The following is a 21,499-nucleotide window of genomic DNA, read 5'->3' on the forward strand; positions in this document are numbered from 1 at the left end:
GCCGCTGTAACCGGCTGGAGATGCGTTCCGAACTGCCGGGTGTGCCCCGTCGCACACCTCGCATTTCGTACATTCATCTTCACAAGGGATCAGATGCCATGACCACCACCACCCGTCCCGCGATGGCCGCTGCCGCCGCTCTCTTCGCCCTCAGCTCGATGAGCGCCTTTGCCGCAGAAGCACCCGCAGGCAGCAGCGGCCGCGCCGTCGGTGCCGACGACACGGTCCACTGCTATGGCGTCAACAGCTGCAAGGGCACTGCCGACTGCGCCACCACCGAACACCAGTGCAAGGGCCAGAACGAGTGCAAGGGCCACGGCTTCAAGGCCATGAAGGCCGGCGCCTGCCTGACCAAGGGCGGCACCATCGGCGACCTCGGCTAACCGAAGCAAAAACTTTCGAGCCCCAAGGTCGCTCGAACAGGCGGCCCGGCGTAACCCTCCCCCCAACCCGTCCCGCGCCGGGCCGCCACCCCTTTCCTCGCGAGCTTTTCCATGACTCACATCGCCCCGTTCTCCGGCTTCGGCCTCGGCCTTCGTCGCACCCACTACGCCGACTTCCTCGGCGGCCGCGTGCCGGTCGATTTCGTCGAGGTGATCTCGGAGAATTACATGGTCGATGGCGGCAAGTCGCTGCGCATCCTCGAAGAGGTCCGCGCGAGGCATCCGGTCATCCTCCACGGCGTGTCGCTGTCGATCGGCTCTGCCCACGGGCTCGACCGAGACTATCTCGCAAGGTTGCGAACCCTCGCCGAGCGGATCGAGCCACTGTGGGTTTCCGACCATTTGTGCTGGACCCGCACCAGCGCCCACAATTCGCACGACCTCCTGCCGCTGCCGCTGACCCGTGAGGCGCTGGACGTGGTGTGCGACAATATCGACGCGGCCCAGACCGCACTCGCCCGCCCGATGCTGTTCGAGAACCCGTCGAGCTACCTGACTTTTCCGCACGACGAGATGGCCGAGTGGGAATTCCTGGCCGAGATGGTGCGCAGGACCGGCTGCTACCTGCTCCTCGACGTGAACAACGTCTACGTCAGTGCGCACAACCACTCATTCGATGCGCGCGACTACATCTCCGGCCTGCCGCTCGATCGCGTACGACAAATCCACCTTGCCGGGCATCAGCCGGGCGAGATCATCGTCGATACCCATGATCGCGCTGTGTCCGATGGCGTCTGGCAGCTGTTCGGCGAGGTGATGAAGCACTCGATCGACGTCGCAGTGATGATCGAGCGCGACGACAAGATACCGCCACTGCCCAACCTGCTCGACGAACTGGCGATTGCCCGCGACTTCGCGAGCCTGCATCGTGAGCGCGAGGCGGCATGAGTACGCTGGCGCAGTTGCAGGAGGATTTCCTCGGCCGGATCCTCGCCGAGGATGACGTCGCCGACGACCGCGCCGACGGGTTTGCCATCTACCGCAACAACTACCGCTCCTCGCTGGTCGAGGCGCTGCGCGCAACCTTCGAGCGGACCGACAGGCTGGTCGGCGCCGATGCATTCCGCACTGCCGCCGCCCACCACTGCATCGTCCATCCGCCGTCGAGCTGGACGCTCGACCTTGCCGGCGCCGGCTTTCCCGACACCTGCGCCGACCTCTTCGCCAAGGATCCCGACGTCTCCGAACTGGCGGCGCTCGAATGGGCCATGCACTGTGCCTTCACCGCTGCCGATGCCGAGCCGCTGGACATGGCAGGATTCGGTGCCGCGACAGCGAGTTTCGGGGAAGGGGAATGGGCGAGCCTGCGCCTCGCTTTCTTGCCCGGCACGGCAAGTACCAGCGCAAGCTTCGACCTTGTCTGCCTGTGGTCCTCGCTCGCCTCGGATGGCAGCGAACCGGACTTGCTGTCCCTCGATGAACCGCACTCCGCCATCGTCTGGCGCGAAGGAGAGAGGCCTGTCTTCGTCCTGCGCCCGCAGTGGGAAGGACGCGCCCTTGTCGCCATGCTCGCAGGGTCTAGTTTCTCCGAGGCATGTAGCCTGCTCGCAGCCGACCTTGGCGAAGATGCCGCAGTGAACGAGGCGGGCCTGATGCTCGCCCGCTGGCTGCGCGACGGGCTGCTCGCCAGCGTTCTTCAGTAAGCGAAGCTTTCCCCCACCAGCTCCTCCGACAGAGACCACAGGCGGTCTGCATTACCAGGATCGATGGCATAGCTGCGCACGCCGCCGCTCGGATTGTCGTCGCTCTGGTCGGCGACATGGCAGTCCTCGCAATAGAGCCCGCCTGCACCTTCGAGTTCGTCTGCAGTCGCGGCCCAGCAGCTGGTCGCCGCGCCTTGCGGGATGGTCTTGAACCCTTGCGCCGGAGCGCCGCTCTGCTCCGAATTCTTGCGGATGCGATCCATCATCCACTTCATGTCGTCCTCGGTCATGTGGCGTCCGAGGTTGGTCTGGATGCCGCCGGGATGCACGGCATAGGCATGGATGCCCCTGTCGGAGAGGCGCTGCTCCAGCCCGACGGAAAAGAGGACGTTGGCGGTCTTGGACTGCCCGTAGGCGGTCCACTTCTCGTACTCGCGGCTGTCGTAATTCGGATCGTCGAAATGGACGCCGTCGAAATGGTGGCCACGGCTCGACAGGTTGACGATGCGCGGGTGGTCGCCCTTTTCCAGCAGCGGCACGAGCCGGTTGGTGAAGAGGAAGTGGCCGAGGTGATTGGTGCCGAACTGCATCTCGAAGCCATCGGCTGTCCGGTCGAGCGGGCAGGCCATCACGCCGGCATTGTTGATCAGCAGATCGATCTTGTCGAAGCGGCGATTGGCTTCGTCGGTCGCGCTGCGCACGCTGGCGAGCGATGCGAGGTCGCAGACCAGCGTATCGACCTTCGCGCCGGTCGCAGTGGCGATCTCGTCGGCTGCGGCGGACAGCTTGGTGGCATCGCGACCCGAAAGGATGACATGCGCGCCCTTCACAGCCATGGCCCGTGCGGTTTCGAGACCGAGCCCCGAATAGCCCCCGGTTACCAGCGCGGTCTTGCCCGACAGGTCCTTGCCCTCAAGCACGTCATCCGCGGTGCTTTCGAAACCGAAGTTCGCCATGTCTCTCTCCTTACAATGGCAGTTCGTACAGGAATTCCTCGTCGAGCTGTTCGCCGACCTTGAAGTGGATGTCCGCGATCTTGGCGAAGCCGTATCGCTCGTAGAATTTCTGCGCCCGGTGATTGCCGCTCCAAACCGACAGCAGCACCGAATCGTGCCTGCCATCGCGCGCGACGTCGAGCGCCCAGTCCATCAACTTCGCGCCGATACCGGTGCCGGTCATCGATGGGTGGGTATAGAGCTGGCCCAGTTCGAGCGGGTTGGCCGCCTGCGAATAGCCCGCCAGCTTGCTGGGGTAGCGCAGCTTGCAATAGCCGACGATCTTCCCGTCGTCCTCGGCGATGCGGTGGGTGCAGGTGTCGCCTGCGATTTCCGCTTCCACCGCCTCGGGCGAGTAGCTCTCGGCGTTGAAGGCGGCGAGGTCTTCCGGGCGGTAGAGGTGGGCGAAGGCCGCGGCGAAGCTCTCCCGACCGAAATCGGCCAGCTCTTGCGCGTCATCGATGGTGGCGGGGCGAAGCTGCATCGTGCAGCGGCTTAGTCCGGAGCTCGCCGCAATTGAAGAGGTTTGCGTGAAGGGAATCAAATGGGGGCGCGAAGCCCGTGCTTCGCGCCCCCTTTCCCCTCCCCCCGAAGGGCCGGAGCTTTTGCTCCTGGCGCAAGATCCGAATCCGGTGAAAATTGCTCATCGAAATCCGTTCGAGCTTGCGGCTATCACCGATGGCGTATTTTTACAAAACGGTGACTGGGGATTGAGTGGATAACTGCCGGTGCTATCCCACTGCCATGAAATCCATCCCCTCGCGCCTGACCGCAATCGCCGCCGCATTCGTGGCAATCCTCGGAGCACCTGCCATGGCACATGAAGAGGAAGGGTGGTCGATCGCCATCCACGGTGGAGCGGGCACGCTCGGACGCAAGGACATGACGCCGGAGCGCGATGCCGCCTATCGCGCGGCACTCCGGCAGGCTCTCGATGCCGGAGCCAAGGTACTGCGCGAAGGCGGCACCGCGATGGACGCGGTCGAGGCAGCGATCGTGATCATGGAGGACGATGCCAGGTTCAACGCCGGGCGCGGCGCAGTCTACACCTGGGACGAAACGCACGAGCTCGATGCATCGATCATGGACGGGCGCGACCGGTCGGCAGGTGCGGTGGCAGGAGTGACCGGCATTCGCCACCCGATCCGGCTGGCGCGCAAGGTGATGACCGACAGTCCCCATGTCATGCTCGCCGGCAAGGGCGCGCAACAGTTCGCCTCCGAACAGGACATAGAGATGGCCCCGCCCGAATGGTTCGACACGCCCGAGCGGCTGGAGGCGCTGAAGAGGCTCAAGGCGGAAAAGCTTTCTGCGATCGACGTCGACATCAAGTTCGGCACGGTGGGCGCGGTGGCGCTGGACAAGTCGGGCAACCTTGCAGCGGGGACTTCGACTGGCGGGATGACCGGCAAGCGCTGGGGCCGCATCGGCGATGCTCCCGTCATCGGAGCAGGCACTTATGCCGACAATGCGGCATGCGCGGTCTCTGCCACGGGCTGGGGCGAGTTTTTCATCCGCGTCGGCGTTGCGCGCACGATCTGCCTCAGGATGCAGATGAAGGGCGAAGATGCCCAGACTGCATCGGATGCGGTGATTGCCGAGGTCGGAGCGCTGGGCGGTGACGGCGGCGTTATCGTGGTCGCGCCCAATGGCGATGCCGTCTTCAGCATGAACACCAGCGGCATGTATCGCGGTCGGGCGACCAGCAAGGGTACCAGCGAAGTTGGCATCTACGCCGACGAGTAGGCAGCCCCCCTCCTGAACCGGGCAAGCAAAATGGGGCCGGATTGCTCCGGCCCCATCCATGCGTTTCGCAAAGGGGAGCGAAACTACATGCCCGAACCCGGGCCGTAGGTGATTTCGACGCGGCGATTCTGTAGCTCGCGCACGCCATCTGCTGTCGGGACACGCAGCTGCGATTCACCGAAAGCTTCGCTGGCGATCCGGCCATCCGGGATGCCGCGCGAGGTGAGGTACCCGCGAACCGACGAATTGCGACGCTCGGCCAGGCCCATATTGTAGCTGGTCGAGCCCGAGGTGTCGGTGTGGCCGGCGAGCATGACGCTCGCCGCGCCGCAGTTCGAATAGGCCGAGACCGCGTTGTCGAGGATCGTCGCCGCTTCCGGGGTGATCGCCGATTCGTCCCAGTTGAAGAAGACGATGTACGGACCCTGCTCGCAGACCGAAGCCGGAGGTGGCGGCGGCGGAGGAGGAGGGGGTGGAGGAGGCGGAGGTGGCGGCGGGGGAGGTGGCGGCGGGGCAACACTGCCGCCGAAATTGTAGGTGAAGGTCCCGAGCAGCGAATGCGAGGTCCAGTCGCCCTTCACGACGCTGGTCCCATTGTCGCCGCCGACATTGAAGTCGTCGACGTGGAAGTAGCGATAACGCAGGCCGACATCGATGTTGTCGGTCAGCGGGGCGCGAATGCCTGCGAGGCCCTGCCACGCAAACTCCCAGTCGGAGCCCTGCACCAGATCGACACCGCCGGCGGAGATGTCCGTCTTGAGCTTCGCGGCACCACCGCCCACGCCGAAGAAGAACTGCACGCCGTCGTCGGGGCCGAAGTCGGCCAGGACGTTACCCATGAAGCTCAAGGCTGAGACATCCGCGTCGAGCGTCGGGCTGGCGATGGTGGCAGTGGGGGTGACGAGCTGTTCGAAATCGGTCTTGCGATAGGAAGCCTCGGCTTCCATCCGGAACTGACCGAAATCGTAGCCGACGATGAACCCGCCATCGAAACCGAAGTCTTCGGGTTCGATCGTGGCACGATCGCCGGTAGGAGGCACGATTTCCGATACGTCGATGTCCTCGACGATCATCGGGCCGAAGCCGGCTTCGACATACACTTCGCCGTCGCGCGCAAATGCTGGTGTGGCAAGCGCAGTCGAGCAAAGCGCAAAAACTATAGGAAGTTTGCGCATGGTTTACCCTCATTAGAATGAATTACCAATTCCAAGAGGAGAACTGTGGATTTAGATTTATAGTTCCCGAGTATATCGATTTTTTATCTTAATCATCGGGCGGTTAGTCGCACTATCACCGGGTTTGATACCCCGCTAACGGCGGGATTCCGCCGTTCCCGTGATAATCGGAGAAGGGAATTCACCCGCGCTTTCTGACCTGCGGATAGCTGCCCAGGAGGCGCACCGAATTGGTCTGGAACGCAAGCTCGTCAAGCGCAGCATCGACGCGCGGATCGCCGGGCATGCCTTCGATATCGGCGAAGAACATGGTCGCCGCAAAGCTCGCCCCCTTCTGGTAGCTTTCGAGCTTGGTCATGTTGACCCCATTGGTCGCGAAGCATCCGAGCGCCTTGTACAGAGCGGCGGGGATGTTCTTCACCTCGAAGATGAAGGTCGTCATCGTCGGCGTGCCCGCAAGGCTGTTCGGATCGAGTGGATCCTTTGCCAGGACGACGAAGCGCGTGGTGTTGTCATGCGCGTCTTCGACCGCGTTCTCGATGATCTTCAGTCCGTAAAGGTCGGCCGCGAGCGGAGGGGCAAGGGCGGCGATGTCCGATTTGCCGCTTTCGGCGACGAAGGCCGCTGCACCCGCCGTGTCGGCATAGCTCATCCCGGTGATGCCGCGCTGGTGGAGGTAGTGGCGCGACTGGCCGAGCGCCTGCGGATGGCTGTAGGCGGCCTCGAACGGGCCCTCGCCCAATGCCATCAACGCATGGGTGATCGGCATGAAATGCTCGGCAACGATGGCGAGCCCGCTTTCGGGCAACAGGAAATGGATGTCCGCGACGCGGCCGTGCTGCGAGTTCTCGATCGGGATCATCGCGCAGCCCGCGACCCCGGTCTCGACCGCGTCGAGCGCATCTTCGAAGCTGAAGCATGGCAGGGGCAGCGCATCTGGCGCAAACTGCATCGCCGCCTGGTGCGAATTCGAACCGGGTGCGCCGCCAAAGGCGATGGCACGGGCAGGCTCGGCGGCGGCGGCGGTGCGCATCGAATCGACGATCGCAAGGGCTGGTTTGGCAAACTGACGCATGGAACTGGCGGTGCTAGGGAGGTGAAAGCCCCTCTTCAAGCGCTATTCCCACACCCGCACTTGCGCGGGCGCGCTTGCTTCACTAGAGCGGCGCGCAAACACCAGACCACTCGTATTCTTGCAGGCAATCACGCAATGGACGACCGTTTCAATACCGCTGCCGGTTGGGTTCTTGGCGCAGGCATCATCGCGCTGGGCGCATCCATCGTTTCAGGCATGTACTTCAAGGCTGACAAGCACGCCCATGTTGAGAAGCCCGGCTTCTTCATCCAGGGCGAAGCTGCCGAAGGTGGCGAAGCCGCTGGCCCCGATCTCGGCACGTTGCTCGCCAGCGCCGATCCTGCGGCTGGCGAGAAGGTCTTCGCCAAGTGCACGGCTTGCCACACCATCAACCAGGGCGGTGCCAACGGCATCGGTCCGAATCTGTGGGCCATCGTCGGCAAGCCCGTCGGCAAGCATGCTGCCGGTTTCGCCTACAGCTCGGCACTGTCGGGCCATGGCGGCGACTGGACCTATGAAAATCTCGACCATTGGCTGACCAGCCCGCGCGCTTTTGCCGACGGCACCAAGATGAGTTTCGCCGGTCTCGGCAAGGCGGAAGACCGTGCCAACCTGCTCGCCTACCTGAAGGCCAACGGTGGCGGTCCTGATTTCCCTGCCCCTGCGGCTCCGGCAGCGGCCGAGGAAGCTGCTCCCTCGGAAGCGGGTGAAGCACCTTCCGAAGCAGAAGCCGCCGGTGCCATGGGCGCCGACGAGCCGGTTGCCGAAGCAGGCGCCGCCACCGCGAACTGATCGCGAAGGCAAACGAATTTGGAGAGGAAGGCCCCGCTTCGGCGGGGCCTTTTCGTTTCAGGGTCTAGGCCTGATCGCCCTTGAAGCCCTGCGCGATCACGTACCACTCGCTCGAACCTTTGCGGCTCGCGGGCGGTTTGGCGTGCTTGACGGTTCTGAAATGCTTCTTGAGCAGGGTAAGGAGGTCGTTATCGGTCCCGCCTGCCAGCACCTTGGCAAGAAACGTCCCGCCCGGCGCCAGGTTCTCGATCGCGAACCACGCCCCGGCCTCGACCAGTCCCATCGTGCGCAAATGGTCGGTCTGCTTGTGGCCGACGGTGTTGGCGGCCATGTCGCTCATGACCAGTTCGGCCTTGCCGCCCAGCGCCTCCTCCAGCACGCGCGGTGCATCATCGTCCATGAAGTCCATCTGGAAGATGGTTACGCCCTCGATCGGTTCGACCTCGAGCAGGTCGATTCCGACAACATGCGCCTTGGGTTTGACCTTGCGCACCACCTGGCTCCAGCCACCAGGGGCGATGCCAAGGTCGACGACGCGTTCCACCCCTTTGAGCAGGTCGAACTTCTCGTCGAGTTCGATCAGCTTGTAGGCGGCGCGGCTACGATAGCCTTCGGCCTTGGCCTGCTTGACGTAGGGGTCGTTCAATTGCCGCTGGAGCCAGCGGGTCGAGCTCGCAGTGCGCTTCTTGGCGGTCTTGACCCGCGTTTCGCGGTCCTTGCCAGAACGGCTCATACGTCCTGCTCCCGCATGCGCTGGAGCGCGGCTCGGCTGCGATCACCTTCGGCGTCGGCGGCGATCAGGCTGCGCAATATGCCCTCGCGAATACCGCGATCAGCCACGCCGAGCTGTTCTGCGGGCCAGATGTCGAGGATCGATTCAAGGATCGCGCATCCGGCAATGACGAGGTTTGCCCGGTCATCGCCGATACAGGGCAATTGCCGGCGTTCGGGTGCGCTCATGCGCGAGAGCCTGGCGGAAATGTCGCGCATCGACTGTGAGGGCAGGATCAGCCCGTCCACCGCCCGGCGGTCGTATTGCGGCAGTTCGAGGTGCAGGCTGGCAAGGGTGGTAACCGTGCCGCTCGTTCCCAGAAGGCGGATCGGCGCGTCCGACTTGGCCATTTCGCCGATGCGCCGCGCGAAGGGCGCAAAACTTCGGGTGACGATGCGGCGCATTTCGCGATAGCGTTCGATGCGATCTTCTTCGCTGTCTTCCTTGCTGGCGACGCTGTCGGTCAGCGAGACCACGCCCCAGGGCACGCTCATCCAGTCGAGAATGCGCGGAACGGGGCCGCCGGATTCGACCAGCACAAGCTCGGTCGAGCCGCCACCGATATCGAAGATGATCGCCGGGCCTTCGCCTTCGGCCAGCAGGACATGGCAACCGAGCACGGCAAGCCGCGCCTCTTCCTGCGCGGATATGATGTCGAGCATGATGCCCGTTTCGCGCTTCACCCGCTCGATGAATTTCGCCCCGTTGGCGGCACGACGGCATGCCTCGGTCGCGACCGAGCGGGCCAGCCTGACGTTGCGCCGTTTCAGCTTCTCGGCACAGACGTGCAACGCGGCCATGGTGCGTTCCATCGCCTCGTCCGAAAGGCGGCCGCTCGCGGCGAGGCCCTCGCCCAGCCGGACCACGCGGCTGAAGGCATCGATGACGGTGAAATCTTCCCCGCTCGGCCGGGCGATGAGCAGGCGGCAGTTGTTGGTGCCGAGATCCAGCGCGGCATAGGCCTGTCGCCGCGCGCCGTTGGCGCCATCAATCGGTTGCACATTGTCGGTGGGGGCCGGCGCTTTGGGTGGCGGTCGGCGTAGGTCACGCGGCTTTGCTGCGCGCCTTTCGCTGTCTCTCGCCTCGGCCCGGGAGGGGCGCTTGTAGCGGAAATCGGCTACCTTGCCGGACTTGCCGCCCCGTTTTGTCCCGTGCCCCGTTTTTGCGTCCGGCGGAGGATGATCCGCCATAATCGGGAGCTTTCTTTTTTCCTCCCGCGCCAACCACCGGCACGGGGACTTGTGGCCGATGCTAGCGATGAAGCGAACTCACGGCAAGCGCGGCGGTTCGCACGGGGTTGACCTTGGTCGCGCGCGAAACTAGATGCGCGGCCTCTCTGCCGGACCGGAGGCGATTCTGCCCGTCCTGCCGAGGTGATGATGCCCCGTCGTCTAATGGTAAGACTACGGACTCTGACTCCGTCAATTGAGGTTCGAATCCTCACGGGGCATCCAGCACATTTCTCACGCAATCATGGGTCGCCGCGGACAGGTCCGCTCAGAAGATGACTTCCTTGGCGCCCGGGGCTTTCTTGTCGCGGCTGGTCCAGAGGATATCCGGCCCGCCCTCTCCGGTGCCGCGGATCGACGCGTAGATCAGTTCCCTGCCATCCCAACTGACCCAGGGCCTGGCGTCGAAGCCGGGTGAATTGAGCGACCGCAGGTTAGTTGCCGGTCCGAAAGGCTCGGAAACGCTAGTGCGCGAAGCGACGTGGAGGTCGGGACCACCGGCACCCCCGCTGCGGGTGGAGTCGAAGAACAGCGTCAATCCGTCGTGCGTGATGCTCGGGCGGTTGTCGGAACCGGCGCTGTTCACTCCCCCTTCGACCAGGGTCGCCGGACCGAACTCGACCGACTGGTAGATCTTCCCTTGGCTGCCACCGGGCAGGCGGCTGGAAAAGATCATCACCTCGCGTCCCTGCTCGTCCTCGTAGAAGGTTGGCGTCTCGTCGAGCCACCCGGGGCGATTGATATTGCCCCCGAGGTTGACCGGATCGGTCCACTCGCCCGCCTGCCAGCGCGCTGCGTAGATGTCGTAGGCGGAATCCTCGCGGTCGCTCGAGAAGAACAGGCGGTGGTCCTGGGTGAAAGTGGGGCAAGACTCATTGGCCGAGGTGTTGATCGGCGCGGGGAGGCGCTGGGGCTCGCCGAAGCCCTCGTCCCGGCTTGCACGGGTCGCCACGAATATGTCGAAATTGCCCGAGCGGTTCGAGTTGAAGAACAGGGTCAATCCGTCTCGGGACAATGAGGCGCAACCGTCGATCGCTGCCGTGTTGATGGCGGTGGAGGAAGCCGGCAGGGCTTCTATGCTGACGGGCGGCGCCCAATCGGCAAAGCGCGGCAGTGCCAAGGCGGCCGTTGCGCAGAGGGCGGTCGAGCCGAGTGCCGCGACAAGGCGGGCCTTCGACAGGGTGGTAGTCTTGGTCATGATCGGTACTCCCGATAATCCGGCTACGACGGGCTCGGGCTGATTGCCGATGCTCGTCAGGGTGTTGCGACCATGACCGGATGTATCGAGAGGGTGGTGACGAGCGGCAATGACGGGCCACCGACGGTTGGCCGACCGATTGCCGATGGTTTGTGAAAGCCGGATTTTCGGCCCGGCTGCTGCTCGCCTAGCCCCGCTGCTCCAGCCTGACCGGCATGGATGTGAACCCGTGCAGGAACGGGCTGGCGAGGCGCGTGGGTTCGCCCTGCGGAACGATCCGCCAGTTGCGCGCCACGATCTCCTCGATCAGCGTCACCAGCTGGACCTCGGCCAGCCGCGCACCGACGCAGCGGTGGATGCCGTGGCCGAAGCCGAGATGGCGGCGGGCATTGGCGCGGCCGACGTCGAAGCGGTCGGCATCGGGAAACACGCTCTCGTCACGGTTGGCGGAGATGTACCACAGCACGATCTTCTCGCCTGCCGCGATCCTCTGCCCGGCGAGTTCGGTGTCCTTCGTCGCCGTGCGCCGCATGTGCGTGACGGGCGATTGCCAGCGGATGATTTCCTGCGCGGTATTGGGGATCAGCGAGGGGTCGGCGTTGAGCCGGTCCAGTTCCCCGGGGAAACGGTTGAAGGCATCGACAAGCCCGCTCATCGAATTGCGCGTGGTGTCGTTGCCGCCGACGATCAGCAGGGCGATGTTGGCGATCCGCTCCATCGGGGTGAGATTGCCCATGGCTTCCGAATGCACCATCCTGCTGAGCAGATCGTCGGAGGGCGGCAGGTTGCGGCGCTCCTCCATCAGTTCGTCGAAACGGGCTAGCATGCGACCCATCTCCGCCATGAAACGCTCGTAATATTCCTCGCTGCCCGTGTCGGGGGCGACATTGCTGGCCATGTCCGACCAGGTCTTGATGTCGTGACGGTCCTCGAACGGCATGTCGAACAGGATGCACAGCATCCCCATCGTCAGCGGGATGGAGACCTCTTCGACCCAGTCGAAGGTCTCGCCCTGCGGCAGGGCATCGAGCAATTGCTTGCTGCGCGCGCGGACCAGTTCTTCAAGGCGGGCCATCGATGTCGGGTTGAAGGCCGGGGAGACGACCCTGCGCTGCGCAGTGTGGCGTGGCGGGTCCATGGCGATGAAGTTGGGGAATTCGTGTCCCGCGACGCCTTCCTGGATGGTGATGTTGCCAAGCTCCGACGACCAGGTCGCCGGGTCCAGCTCAACCTCCGCGACGAGCTCGTGCGTGGTGGCCGACCAGTAAGGGCCATAGGGGCTGTCCTCGCGCCAGCTCAGCGGGGCGCTGCGGCGCAGTTCGGCAAAAGGCGCGTGCCAGAGGTGTTCGGTGTAGAGCGCATTGTCGCTCACATCGACCGGGGTAGCGGGACGTTCCAGTAACGTTGCCAATGCAGCTCTCCCTCTGCGCGACTCAGGCACTTTCGAGTTGCCAGTCTGGGGTCATCATGGAACAGTTGCAATAACAGACGGAATCGACCGGGAGAGGGTGGATGGCCACAGCGGCAAGGGACATCAGTTTCGACAAGGAAGCGCTGAAGCAGAAGTACGCGGAGGAGCGCGACAAGCGCCTGCGCAGCGACGGCAGTGCGCAATATGTCCGTCTCGAAGGCAGCTTCGACGAACTCGCTGCCGATCCCTACACGCCAGTGGCCGAGCGCGAGCCGGTGCACGACCATGTGACCTTCGCCTTCATCGGCGGGGGCTTTGCCGGCCTCGTCGTGGGTGCGCGGCTGAAGGCGGCCGGCATCGACGATGTTCGTATCATCGAGAAAGGCGGCGACTTCGGTGGCACGTGGTACTGGAACCGCTATCCCGGCGCGCAGTGCGATACGGCGAGCATGATCTACATGCCTCTGCTCGAGGAAACCGGGCACATGCCGACCGAAAAGTATGCGCATGCTCCCGAGATCCGCGACCACTGCAGCCGCATCGGCCACCATTTCGGGCTTTACGACAAGGCGCTGTTCCACACGCGCGTGACCGGGCTCGACTGGGATGAAGAGCGCTCTGTCTGGGTCGTCCGGACAGACCGCGGCGACGAGTTCACCGCCAAGTATGTTGGCATGGGCACCGGCCCGCTGCATGTCGCCAAGCTGCCGGGCCTGCCGGGGATCGAGGATTTCAAGGGCAAGAGCTTCCACACGAGCCGCTGGGACTATTCCTACACCGGCGGCAATCCCGAGGGCGCGGCGCTCGACAAGCTGGGCGACAAGCGCGTGGCGATCATCGGCACGGGAGCCACCGCGGTGCAATGCGTACCGCACCTTGCCAAGGGCGCGAAGGAGCTCTTCGTCTTCCAGCGCACCCCGTCATCGGTCGACGTGCGGGCCAATGGCCCCATCGACGAAGACTGGTTCGCCGGCGTCGCGGAAGAGGGCTGGCAGCGTAAGTGGCAGGACAATTTCGCCGCCAATCTGGGTGTCGGCTTCCCTGCCGAAGACCTGGTCAACGACGGCTGGACCGACCTTGCCAAGCGGATGCGCGCGAACCTCAAGGAAGTGCCGCCTTCGGAGTGGACGCCGGCCAAGATGATGGCCGCGTTCGAGGATGCGGACTTCGCCAAGATGGAGCAGATCCGTCAGCGTGCGCAGGAAGTGGTCGACGACCCAACCACGGGCGAGAACCTCAAGGCCTGGTACCGCCAGCTGTGCAAGCGCCCGTGCTTCCACGACGAGTACCTTCAGGCCTATAACGAGCCGGGCACGCACCTCATCGATACCGGCGGCCAGGGGGTCGAGCGGATTACCGAGAAGGGCGTGATCGCGAACGGCGTCGAATACGAGGTCGACTGCATCATCTACGCATCGGGCTTCGAAGTCGGCACGAGCTATGTCTCGCGCTCGGGCTTCGACATGGCCGGACGTGACGGCGTTACCCTGTCGGAACGCTGGGGCGACGGCATGCGCACCTTCCACGGCAACCAGATGCACGGCTTCCCCAATGCCTTCATGGTCCAGCCCGCACAGGCGGCGAATTTCATCGCCAATGTGCCGCACAATATCGTCGACCATGCCGACACCATCGCGGCCATCGTCAGCCATGCAGAGAAGGCCGGGGCGAAGACTGTCGAGCCGACCGAAGAGGCAGAGCAGGCCTGGGTCGATTTCATTGCCAGCGGTCCGCCGCGCGCCATCGGCAGCGGCGACTGCACGCCCGGATACTACAACAACGAAGGTGAAGGCTGGGGCGAGAACTCGCGCGTCTTCGTCGGCGATCCGCGCGGTGCGCTGGCCTACTGGGCGCACATGGATGCCTGGCGCAATTCGGGCAAATTTGAGGGGCTTGAATTCGGCTAGGCGCTTGAGCGCCTGCGGCACGAACGGTCTCCGAAGCCATGGAAAAAGGGGGCGACGTTGCCGCCGCCCCCCGATTGGCCAGGGCAGCAGGTATCAGTCGTCCTGCTCAGGAGCCTTGATCTCGCCTGCGGTCGCGACGGTCGTACCGTTCTGGACCATCTTGGCGCGCTGCGGCCGCGCTTCCGGGGCGACCTTTTGCACTGCGGGAAGCAGCAATGAGGCACGGCGCTCTTCCTTGGCGGCCTGGACGGTGTCGGCGCTTGGGACGGTCGTGCCGTTCTGGCTCATGCCAGGTTTGCCGTCGCGTCCGTCGCCATTCACGTCGCCCACTGCGACGTTGACGCCGCCCTGGAACCGGGGCTGGACGGCAGGAAGGAGGAGACCACGGGTCTCGCCCTGAGGCGCCTGCACGTCATCTGCGGTGGGAACGGTGGTGCCGCCTTCCTGCCGGAAACCACCATCGCCCGTGGGGGCGGCTTCGCCTTCCTCGACCTTCCAGCTGGCTTCGACTTTCCCCTTCTTGCCTGCCTTCGCAGTGCCCGTAGCGGCATCGACAGCCTCGCGAGCGGTATCCTGTGCCAGTTCCGACAGCTCCTGCTTCACAACCTTCTTCAGGAAGCCGAGCGGGCCGGCATGGGCGGGGACCGCGACGAGCGCGGTGGCGGACAGGGCAGTGGCGCTCGCCAGTGCCTTCAAAGTGTTCATCCTCATCATCACTCTCCGTGTTCGTTTCTTGCATTTCAGCCGCGCTGGGTGGCGCCGACGAATCACCCTCTAGCCAAAATTAGAGCAATTGTCTAGATTGTTAATCTAGATAATAGTTCTAGAGTGACATCGAGGAAGGGATGAGCCAAAGGCGGACCATGGTTCAGGCGCGCAGCAAGATGACGCGGGAGCGGGTGCTCGAGGCGGCGACACAGCTGGTGCTGGAGCGCGGGCACGAAGCCCTTGCGATGAAGGATCTGGTCGAGCTGTCAGGCGTGTCCAACGGGTCGATCTTCCACCACTTCGGTTCACGCGACGGGGTGCTCGAGGAAATCTTCAAGCGCGAGCGACGCGCCTATCTCGCCTATGTCAGCCAGTGCACTCTCGAACACCAGGGCGACCCTTGCGAAGCGCTGGGGGAAGGTGCGCGCGGCGCCCTGATGTTCCAGGCGCGCGATCCGCAGCGCTACTACCGTCTCAACGCGCAGTTCTCGAATTCGGAATGGCTGCGTGAAAAGCAGAAGATGTGGAATGACCTCGCCGCCGACATCGAGCGTCCGGTCATAGAGTGGGGCATGCCGCATTTCGCTGCCAAGCGGTTACCCCTGCTTGCCCCCGCATTGATCCAGTCGCTGCTGCTGGGTCCACCGGAACTGGTCTGCAACCAATGGCGGGCGGGCCGGATCGGCGGAGAGCTTGCGGATCATGCCGACACGGTGGCGGCCTATGTCACCGCCGGAATGCGGCACCTTCGCGACATGGGTAACGGGGCGGGCTAGGACCGTCTGGAGGCGGTCGCCTATCGCACGACCTCGACGAGATCGCCGGGCGAGCGCTCGACGACTTCGCGGGCACGGTCCCAGCTTCCGTGAAGCCACGCCTGTCGTGCCTGTTCCTCGTTGGGCACGACCACCGGCATTGCGGTGCAGCCCAGGTCGCGAGGAGCGCCCAGTGCATCCCTTGCCAGCAGGGCGAAAGCAGGCACCTCCTCGTCCTTCCATACTCCGGCGAAGGCGAAGATCGGCTGGCCCTGCGGCGCGAACCAGTGTTGCAGGCGGCGCCCCTCGTAATCGGTGCCGCTGCCCCAGAGCATCACCGAAGTTGCCGGGACGAGACAGCGGAATTCGCTGTTCCTCAAGTTTCCGATCCAGAACGGGCTGTCGGGATTGCGGACGGTCGAAACGCGGCGGGTCATGTCGTGCGACGAGGGTGGGGACAGGACGCCCCACAGGCGCGGGGTCATGCGCGGCTCCAGCCTGCCACCGGCAGGGCGTGGGCCGGCGATGAACTCGCGGCCGGCAGTGACGACCGGTGCGAAGTGCTCGGGCGCCACGTAACCGCCCTGCCACGAGTCCTCGCCCTGACGGGCCCCGAAGCGCATGGCGACCTCCTGCGCGCTGGCATCGAGACGGTAGAGCCGGGTCATGGGCTGCCACTAGACGCTGACCGGCACAGGGTCTATCGCGCTCCCATCCCCGGGGAGCGCGCGTGCGCTGAGAGGGAGGTTTCGCACCCTCCGACCCGTCGAACCTGAACCGATTAGCATCGGCGGAGGGAGTGGAGCGGCACCTCGCCCGTATTCCGCTCTCCGCCATCTGGAGAGAATACGCATGGCCGACATCAACTCGCAATTCGACATCGGCGTCACCACCGGGCCCATTCGCGGCAGCCGCAAGATTCATGTCGGCAAGCTCGGCGTTGCCATGCGCGAGATCGACCTCGAGGGCGGCGAGCCGAGCGTGCGGGTCTACGACACCTCCGGCCCCTATACCGACCCGGCCGCGCAGATCGACATCCGCAAGGGCCTGCCGCAGCTGCGCCGCGAATGGCAGCTCGCCCGCGGCGATGTCGAGGAATATGCCGCGCGCGAAGTGAAGCCCGAAGACAATGGCCAGCTCGGCCCCGATCGTTCGGGCGGCGTCCCGGCCTTTCCGAATGTCGCGAAGACCGTGCTGCGGGCAAAGCCGGGCGCGAACCTCAGCCAAATGCACTACGCCCGCCGCGGCATCATCACGCCCGAAATGGAATACGTCGCCGAGCGCGAGAACCTCGGCCGCGAATTCATCCGCCGCGAAGTCGAGGGCAATTCGTGGGGCGCAGCGATCCCCGAATACGTGACGCCGGAATTCGTCCGCGACGAGGTGGCGCGGGGCCGGGCGATCATCCCCTCCAACGTCAACCACCCGGAAGCCGAGCCGATGGCGATCGGTCGCAACTTCCTCGTCAAGATCAACGCCAACATCGGCAATTCCGCCGTCGCGTCGGACGTCGCGAGCGAGGTCGACAAGATGGTCTGGTCGATCCGCTGGGGCGCGGACACGGTGATGGACCTTTCGACGGGCCGCAACATCCACGACACGCGCGAATGGATCATCCGCAACAGCCCCGTCCCCATCGGCACCGTCCCGATCTACCAGGCGCTGGAAAAGGTCGGCGGCATTGCCGAGGACCTCACCTGGGAGATCTTTCGCGACACGCTGATCGAGCAGGCAGAGCAGGGCGTCGACTACTTCACCATCCACGCCGGCGTGCGCCTGCCCTATGTCCCGATGACCGCCAAACGCGTCACCGGCATCGTCAGCCGTGGCGGCAGCATCATGGCGAAATGGTGCCTCGCGCATCACAAGGAGAGCTTCCTCTACGAACGCTTCGACGAGATCACCGAGATCATGAAGGCCTACGACATCGCCTATTCGCTCGGCGACGGCCTGCGCCCCGGCTCCATCGCCGACGCCAATGACGAGGCGCAGTTCGCCGAGCTCTACACGCTGGGCGAACTGACCAAGCGCGCCTGGGAACAGGACGTGCAGGTGATGATCGAAGGCCCCGGCCACGTGCCGATGCACAAGATCAAGGAGAACATGGACAAGCAGCTGGAAAGCTGCGGCGAGGCGCCGTTCTACACCCTTGGGCCGCTCGTCACCGATATCGCGCCCGGCTACGACCACATCACCAGCGGCATCGGCGCGGCGATGATCGGGTGGTTCGGCACCGCGATGCTCTGCTACGTGACGCCCAAAGAACACCTCGGCCTGCCCGACCGCGACGACGTGAAGGTGGGCGTGGTCACCTACAAGCTCGCCGCCCACGCCGCCGACCTCGCCAAGGGCCATCCGGCCGCCAAGGTCCGCGACGACGCGCTGAGCAAGGCCCGCTTCGAATTCCGCTGGCGCGACCAGTTCAACCTCAGCCTCGACCCCGACACGGCCGAGCAATACCACGACCAGACCCTCCCCGCCGAAGGCGCCAAGACCGCCCACTTCTGCTCCATGTGCGGGCCCAAGTTCTGCTCGATGAAGATCACCCAGGAAGTGCGCGACTTCGCGGCGAAGCAGAACTCGGACAGCTATCTGGCGGCGACGGTGCCGGTGGAGGATGCAGAAGCGGGGATGGAGAAGATGAGCGAGGTGTACGCGGAGAAGGGCAACGAGTTGTATTTGCCGGACGAATAAGAGCCTACGCTTTTGGCTTATATTTTTTGAGAGCGTCAAATTCGGTCGGGTCAGAAGCAATGCCAATCAACAGATCGACCCACTTTTGCGAGTAGGTGTAGTCTTGATGGGCTGCATGATAATGGCAATAATCCTTCTTGCAGTCTGCGGGGTTCTTTGCCTTTCCACGTGGCCGCGCACCGAATTTCTTCCATGCCAGTTGATGGTGGTGAGCATTAAAAGTTGGGGCGCCCCGTTGGCGAACCTTCGCAACGACATCTTTAGGTTTGAAGGGCCACAGCTCATCACCGACAACCTTCTGCGTCAGTACGTTCTTCTTGGAGTTTCCGTCTGGGTTGTTCTCAGAAAATACAATATGCGACTCCCCCTTTGTCGCTTTCTCGAAATGATAGCTGACCTTGAATTTGTAGTTCGTGCCCTCACTGCCATTAAGTCCGGCTGCATCAGATATTGCTTGGTCAATCGCTTCAATTTGAGGCGTAAGATCGTAGGCTTGTAGTTCTTTAAGCTGATCGATGTCCATTTTTGAAAATTGAAGTGAGATTGAAAGACTGTCTCGAAGACCGGTATTGTCGCCGAATAGTTTTCTGATAGCCTGATCGAAGTTGAGGCAATTTGCCTGAAAAAGAGGCCAATAAGTTCTCCCAATTGATGCCAAAAGCTTGTGTTCAACGTTGTCCCGCAACGTTTTAACTGCGATCAAATTCTTCTTTACCTCGCTTTCAAGCGGACAATCGTCTCTGTTAAGCATCTGGCCGAGAAGCAAAGAATTGCCATTGGCGTCGATGATCTCGACACCCCTTCGATCATAATACTCGTGTAACAAATAAGTCCAAGCTACCTGACTTAAAACAGGGAAAATTTGAACTTTGAATAACATAGCTGGGCTGTTGAATATTTCGACAGCGGCAATCATCGCCTCTCTGGCACGGTAGAGCCTTTCATCGTCTATGGGAGAAAGTCCGCTCTTAAGATCGACTAGTGATTTCTCATATCTATATCGTTTGACGTCGACCTCTGAGGTTGCTTCGATTTCCCAGTCTTTCCAGCCAGCAAGGCGCCCCGGATTTATTGTAGGCATTCTGCCGGTGTTGATGAGCTGCTGAACGTCCTGGTATGTATTACCGTCCTCAAGCAATCTCTTCGCTATGCGTTTCTCGTGGTCGGTAAGTGATGCGGTTTTCATTTCGCCCTCAGAAGCCTCGCTGCCCATTCTTCCCGGTTCCAGCGCACTGCAAATGCTTCCGATACCTCAAACCATGAGCCATCGTTTTCAACGCCGTGATTGGCGCCCATGCACGAACACTGACATTCGTGGCCTTGAGCCTTCATGCAAGCGGGGGCACAAACTTCGCTTTCTCGGTAGGGTTGAATAATCCATACTTGGCCAAATCGCTTGAGGCTTCGCTCAACGAAGTCGTTGAACCAAGCTTTCGGGATCTCCCAGTATTTACCATCTGATAGCCAGACTGGCCGATCACGCCTATCGTTTCGAAGCCAATCACGATTGATTGCACTAAATGGCATCCGAAGTCGATGCTTCTCACCCTTCTTCGTTCGCCGGATGACTACCGGGATCGCTCGTTGATTCCAGACATATTTAATATCGGCCATTTTGTGATTCTATCATCAATTAGAGAGTCGATTGAGAACTTAATACAGTTATCAGTTGATTTCTTCCCAGTCTGCGTGGCTTGAGGGGCGGTCGACGTCGTGGATCAAATGCTATTCCCCGGGAACCAGCTTCTCCACCAGCGCCCTGAGTTCACTCGGCGTTGTATGCCCTGCGACGACCTCGTGATACCCGATCCCCGCTTTCCTTAGTGCTTCCTTCTTCACCGCGTCGCGGGCGGCGGCGTTGCCCTGGTGGTGGCCGTTGCCCTGGTATTCGAGAGCGTGGCGCACGCAGCATTTCTCGTCCATCAGCGCGAAATCGACGCGCTTCGAGTTGACTGCGAAATAGGCGCTGCGGTTGGGGGAGGAGAGGAACTCACCTAGCGAGACCTGCGCCATCACCTGCCATTTCGGATTGCGGGCGATCACCGCCTCGTCGAGCGCCTTGAACACCGCTGCCTCGGGCCGGTTGAGCAAGGCGCGCGACTTGAAGTCCGCGCCCATGACCGTGCGCAACTGGTCCGCCGCCGAGGCCAGCGCGGGGTCTTCGCCCGCCTGCGGCATGACTTTCTGTTCGGGTCGATAACCACCTCGGCGCTTCCGATAATATCGCTTCTTGCCGCCGCCCGATATCTCCTTCGCAACGAACACGACCGCCACAACGACGAACAAGAAAACAAGAAGCGGATTGCTCAATACTTTGGAGAATAGCTCTTCGACCATGATTCGGCCTCCCGATTCAGAAACCTAGTCGCAATTGCCGTTGGAAGAACAGGTTATTTCTTTCCTACACCCCTCCATCCGTGCCTAAGCTCGCCGGATGGACCATCCCGCACCCCCTCCTGCTCGCCCGAAGCCCGACAACACCCGCTGGACGGGGGAGAAGGCCTCAATCTTTCTCAAGCTTCTCGGGCGCTCGGGCAAGGTGGCGGCTTCGGCGCGGGCCGTGGGGATGAGCCGGCAGGCGGCCTATCGCCTGCGCGCGCGGGCGCCGCGGTTTGCCGAGTACTGGGACATGGCGATGGAGGTGGCGGCGAAGCGCAAGGCCTCCTCGCGGCGGGGACGCAAGCCGGTCCATCCGCTGCTCGACAAGCGGCCCCTGCCGAGCCCTGCCAAGGGTGACAGGCGGGCGCGCAGCAGGTGACGGCGGTGCGGCCTCGCGGTGACGCTTTCAGCGCGCGCAGGGTGACGGGCGGGCCTCGTCGGGTGACGGCTCGCGCGGGGAGGGTGACAATCCGCTGCGCAGGGTCACGCTTTTGCGCTCCAGAGTCACGGAAGGCGCGGAATTTCTTCTGGACCGTGTTCCACCTGTTCCACCTGCGGGTGACACATTCGCCTACCC

The 21,499-nt window shown here is 63.2% G+C and carries 23 protein-coding genes, 1 tRNA gene and 1 riboswitch; of the genes, 11 read left to right on the forward strand and 13 right to left on the reverse strand.

Annotation, left to right across the window (positions count from 1 at the left end; genetic code table 11):
* The first annotated feature begins 98 nt into the window (after positions 1–98).
* From bufA2 to IRL76_RS00120, 3 genes are all read left to right on the forward strand, one after another.
* Positions 99–383 (forward strand): BufA2 family periplasmic bufferin-type metallophore, encoded by a 285-nt coding sequence (gene bufA2, locus IRL76_RS00110; protein ID WP_200982036.1) that lies wholly within the window; start codon positions 99–101, stop codon positions 381–383.
* A gap of 111 nt (positions 384–494) precedes the next feature.
* Positions 495–1,331 (forward strand): MNIO family bufferin maturase, encoded by an 837-nt coding sequence (gene bufB, locus IRL76_RS00115; protein WP_200982037.1) that lies wholly within the window; start codon positions 495–497, stop codon positions 1,329–1,331.
* Positions 1,328–2,086: an HvfC/BufC N-terminal domain-containing protein gene (locus IRL76_RS00120; RefSeq protein WP_200982038.1), complete on the forward strand. Its 759-nt coding sequence runs from the start codon at positions 1,328–1,330 to the stop codon at positions 2,084–2,086. Before bufB ends, IRL76_RS00120 begins: the two co-directional genes overlap by 4 nt.
* Here the strand turns inward: IRL76_RS00120 and IRL76_RS00125 are convergent.
* Entirely contained in the window at positions 2,080–3,042 is a 963-nt protein-coding gene (locus tag IRL76_RS00125) for an SDR family NAD(P)-dependent oxidoreductase (protein ID WP_200982039.1), read from the reverse strand. The genes IRL76_RS00120 and IRL76_RS00125 overlap by 7 nt on opposite strands.
* A 10-nt stretch (positions 3,043–3,052) precedes the next feature.
* A complete protein-coding gene (locus IRL76_RS00130) occupies positions 3,053–3,565 on the reverse strand; it encodes a GNAT family N-acetyltransferase (RefSeq protein WP_200982040.1) in 513 nt (170 codons plus the stop codon).
* A gap of 1 nt (position 3,566) precedes the next feature.
* Here IRL76_RS00130 and IRL76_RS00135 point away from each other — a divergent pair, with 1 nt between their 5' ends.
* On the forward strand, positions 3,567–3,803 hold the full coding sequence (locus IRL76_RS00135; protein ID WP_200982041.1) for a hypothetical protein: 237 nt from the start codon (positions 3,567–3,569) through the stop codon (positions 3,801–3,803).
* A 22-nt stretch (positions 3,804–3,825) separates the two neighbouring features.
* Complete coding sequence (locus tag IRL76_RS00140) at positions 3,826–4,827, forward strand: isoaspartyl peptidase/L-asparaginase family protein (RefSeq protein ID WP_200982042.1); 1,002 nt, start codon at positions 3,826–3,828, stop codon at positions 4,825–4,827.
* Between the two features lie 83 nt (positions 4,828–4,910).
* Here IRL76_RS00140 and IRL76_RS00145 read toward each other — a convergent pair whose 3' ends face one another.
* Positions 4,911–6,002 (reverse strand): OmpA family protein, encoded by a 1,092-nt coding sequence (locus tag IRL76_RS00145; RefSeq protein ID WP_200982044.1) that lies wholly within the window; start codon positions 6,000–6,002, stop codon positions 4,911–4,913.
* A 181-nt stretch (positions 6,003–6,183) separates the two neighbouring features.
* Complete coding sequence (locus tag IRL76_RS00150) at positions 6,184–7,077, reverse strand: prephenate dehydratase (protein WP_200982046.1); 894 nt, start codon at positions 7,075–7,077, stop codon at positions 6,184–6,186.
* Positions 7,078–7,212: 135 nt separating this feature from the next.
* On the opposite strand from IRL76_RS00150, the gene IRL76_RS00155 reads away from it, so the two are divergent.
* A complete protein-coding gene (locus IRL76_RS00155; protein ID WP_200982048.1) occupies positions 7,213–7,869 on the forward strand; it encodes a c-type cytochrome in 657 nt (218 codons plus the stop codon).
* A gap of 64 nt (positions 7,870–7,933) precedes the next feature.
* On the opposite strand, the gene IRL76_RS00160 is transcribed toward IRL76_RS00155, so the two are convergent.
* Complete coding sequence (locus tag IRL76_RS00160) at positions 7,934–8,602, reverse strand: RlmE family RNA methyltransferase (RefSeq protein ID WP_200982050.1); 669 nt, start codon at positions 8,600–8,602, stop codon at positions 7,934–7,936.
* The gene (locus IRL76_RS00165; protein WP_200982052.1) at positions 8,599–9,831 is read right to left on the reverse strand and encodes a Ppx/GppA phosphatase family protein; all 1,233 of its coding nucleotides are present in this window, start codon (positions 9,829–9,831) and stop codon (positions 8,599–8,601) included. Before IRL76_RS00165 ends, IRL76_RS00160 begins: the two co-directional genes overlap by 4 nt.
* A gap of 190 nt (positions 9,832–10,021) precedes the next feature.
* Here IRL76_RS00165 and IRL76_RS00170 point away from each other — a divergent pair.
* Positions 10,022–10,095, forward strand: a tRNA-Gln gene (locus IRL76_RS00170).
* A 43-nt stretch (positions 10,096–10,138) separates the two neighbouring features.
* Here IRL76_RS00170 and IRL76_RS00175 read toward each other — a convergent pair.
* Complete coding sequence (locus IRL76_RS00175) at positions 10,139–11,068, reverse strand: TolB-like translocation protein (protein WP_200982054.1); 930 nt, start codon at positions 11,066–11,068, stop codon at positions 10,139–10,141.
* A 187-nt stretch (positions 11,069–11,255) separates the two neighbouring features.
* The gene (locus IRL76_RS00180; protein WP_200982056.1) at positions 11,256–12,479 is read right to left on the reverse strand and encodes a cytochrome P450; all 1,224 of its coding nucleotides are present in this window, start codon (positions 12,477–12,479) and stop codon (positions 11,256–11,258) included.
* Positions 12,480–12,580: 101 nt separating this feature from the next.
* Here IRL76_RS00180 and IRL76_RS00185 point away from each other — a divergent pair, with 101 nt between their 5' ends.
* Positions 12,581–14,386, forward strand: a complete 1,806-nt coding sequence (locus tag IRL76_RS00185; RefSeq protein ID WP_200982057.1) for a flavin-containing monooxygenase — start codon at positions 12,581–12,583, stop codon at positions 14,384–14,386.
* 93 nt (positions 14,387–14,479) lie between these two features.
* Here IRL76_RS00185 and IRL76_RS00190 read toward each other — a convergent pair whose 3' ends face one another.
* Positions 14,480–15,091 carry a hypothetical protein gene (locus IRL76_RS00190; RefSeq protein ID WP_200982058.1) on the reverse strand — a complete coding sequence of 204 codons (612 nt, stop codon included), beginning with the start codon at positions 15,089–15,091 and terminating at the stop codon, positions 14,480–14,482.
* A gap of 140 nt (positions 15,092–15,231) precedes the next feature.
* Here IRL76_RS00190 and IRL76_RS00195 point away from each other — a divergent pair, with 140 nt between their 5' ends.
* Complete coding sequence (locus IRL76_RS00195; protein WP_200982059.1) at positions 15,232–15,870, forward strand: TetR/AcrR family transcriptional regulator; 639 nt, start codon at positions 15,232–15,234, stop codon at positions 15,868–15,870.
* A gap of 20 nt (positions 15,871–15,890) precedes the next feature.
* Here IRL76_RS00195 and IRL76_RS00200 read toward each other — a convergent pair whose 3' ends face one another.
* Positions 15,891–16,517, reverse strand: coding sequence for an SOS response-associated peptidase family protein (locus IRL76_RS00200; protein ID WP_200982060.1), 627 nt, complete (start codon positions 16,515–16,517; stop codon positions 15,891–15,893).
* A 40-nt stretch (positions 16,518–16,557) separates the two neighbouring features.
* Positions 16,558–16,666: riboswitch (TPP riboswitch) on the forward strand.
* 35 nt (positions 16,667–16,701) lie between these two features.
* On the opposite strand from IRL76_RS00200, the gene thiC reads away from it, so the two are divergent.
* Positions 16,702–18,543: a phosphomethylpyrimidine synthase ThiC gene (gene thiC / locus IRL76_RS00205; RefSeq protein WP_200982061.1), complete on the forward strand. Its 1,842-nt coding sequence runs from the start codon at positions 16,702–16,704 to the stop codon at positions 18,541–18,543.
* 4 nt (positions 18,544–18,547) lie between these two features.
* On the opposite strand, the gene IRL76_RS00210 is transcribed toward thiC, so the two are convergent.
* From IRL76_RS00210 to IRL76_RS00220, 3 genes are all read right to left on the reverse strand, one after another.
* Positions 18,548–19,756, reverse strand: coding sequence for a DUF3644 domain-containing protein (locus IRL76_RS00210; protein ID WP_200982062.1), 1,209 nt, complete (start codon positions 19,754–19,756; stop codon positions 18,548–18,550).
* Complete coding sequence (locus tag IRL76_RS00215) at positions 19,726–20,157, reverse strand: hypothetical protein (RefSeq protein ID WP_200982063.1); 432 nt, start codon at positions 20,155–20,157, stop codon at positions 19,726–19,728. Before IRL76_RS00215 ends, IRL76_RS00210 begins: the two co-directional genes overlap by 31 nt.
* A 111-nt stretch (positions 20,158–20,268) precedes the next feature.
* Entirely contained in the window at positions 20,269–20,880 is a 612-nt protein-coding gene (locus IRL76_RS00220) for a DUF2726 domain-containing protein (protein WP_200982065.1), read from the reverse strand.
* 97 nt (positions 20,881–20,977) lie between these two features.
* On the opposite strand from IRL76_RS00220, the gene IRL76_RS00225 reads away from it, so the two are divergent.
* Entirely contained in the window at positions 20,978–21,301 is a 324-nt protein-coding gene (locus tag IRL76_RS00225; RefSeq protein ID WP_200982067.1) for a hypothetical protein, read from the forward strand.
* Positions 21,302–21,499: the final 198 nt, after the last annotated feature.

The sequence above is a fragment of the Qipengyuania soli genome, from assembly GCF_015529805.1.
Classification (GTDB): Bacteria; Pseudomonadota; Alphaproteobacteria; order Sphingomonadales; family Sphingomonadaceae; genus Qipengyuania; species Qipengyuania soli.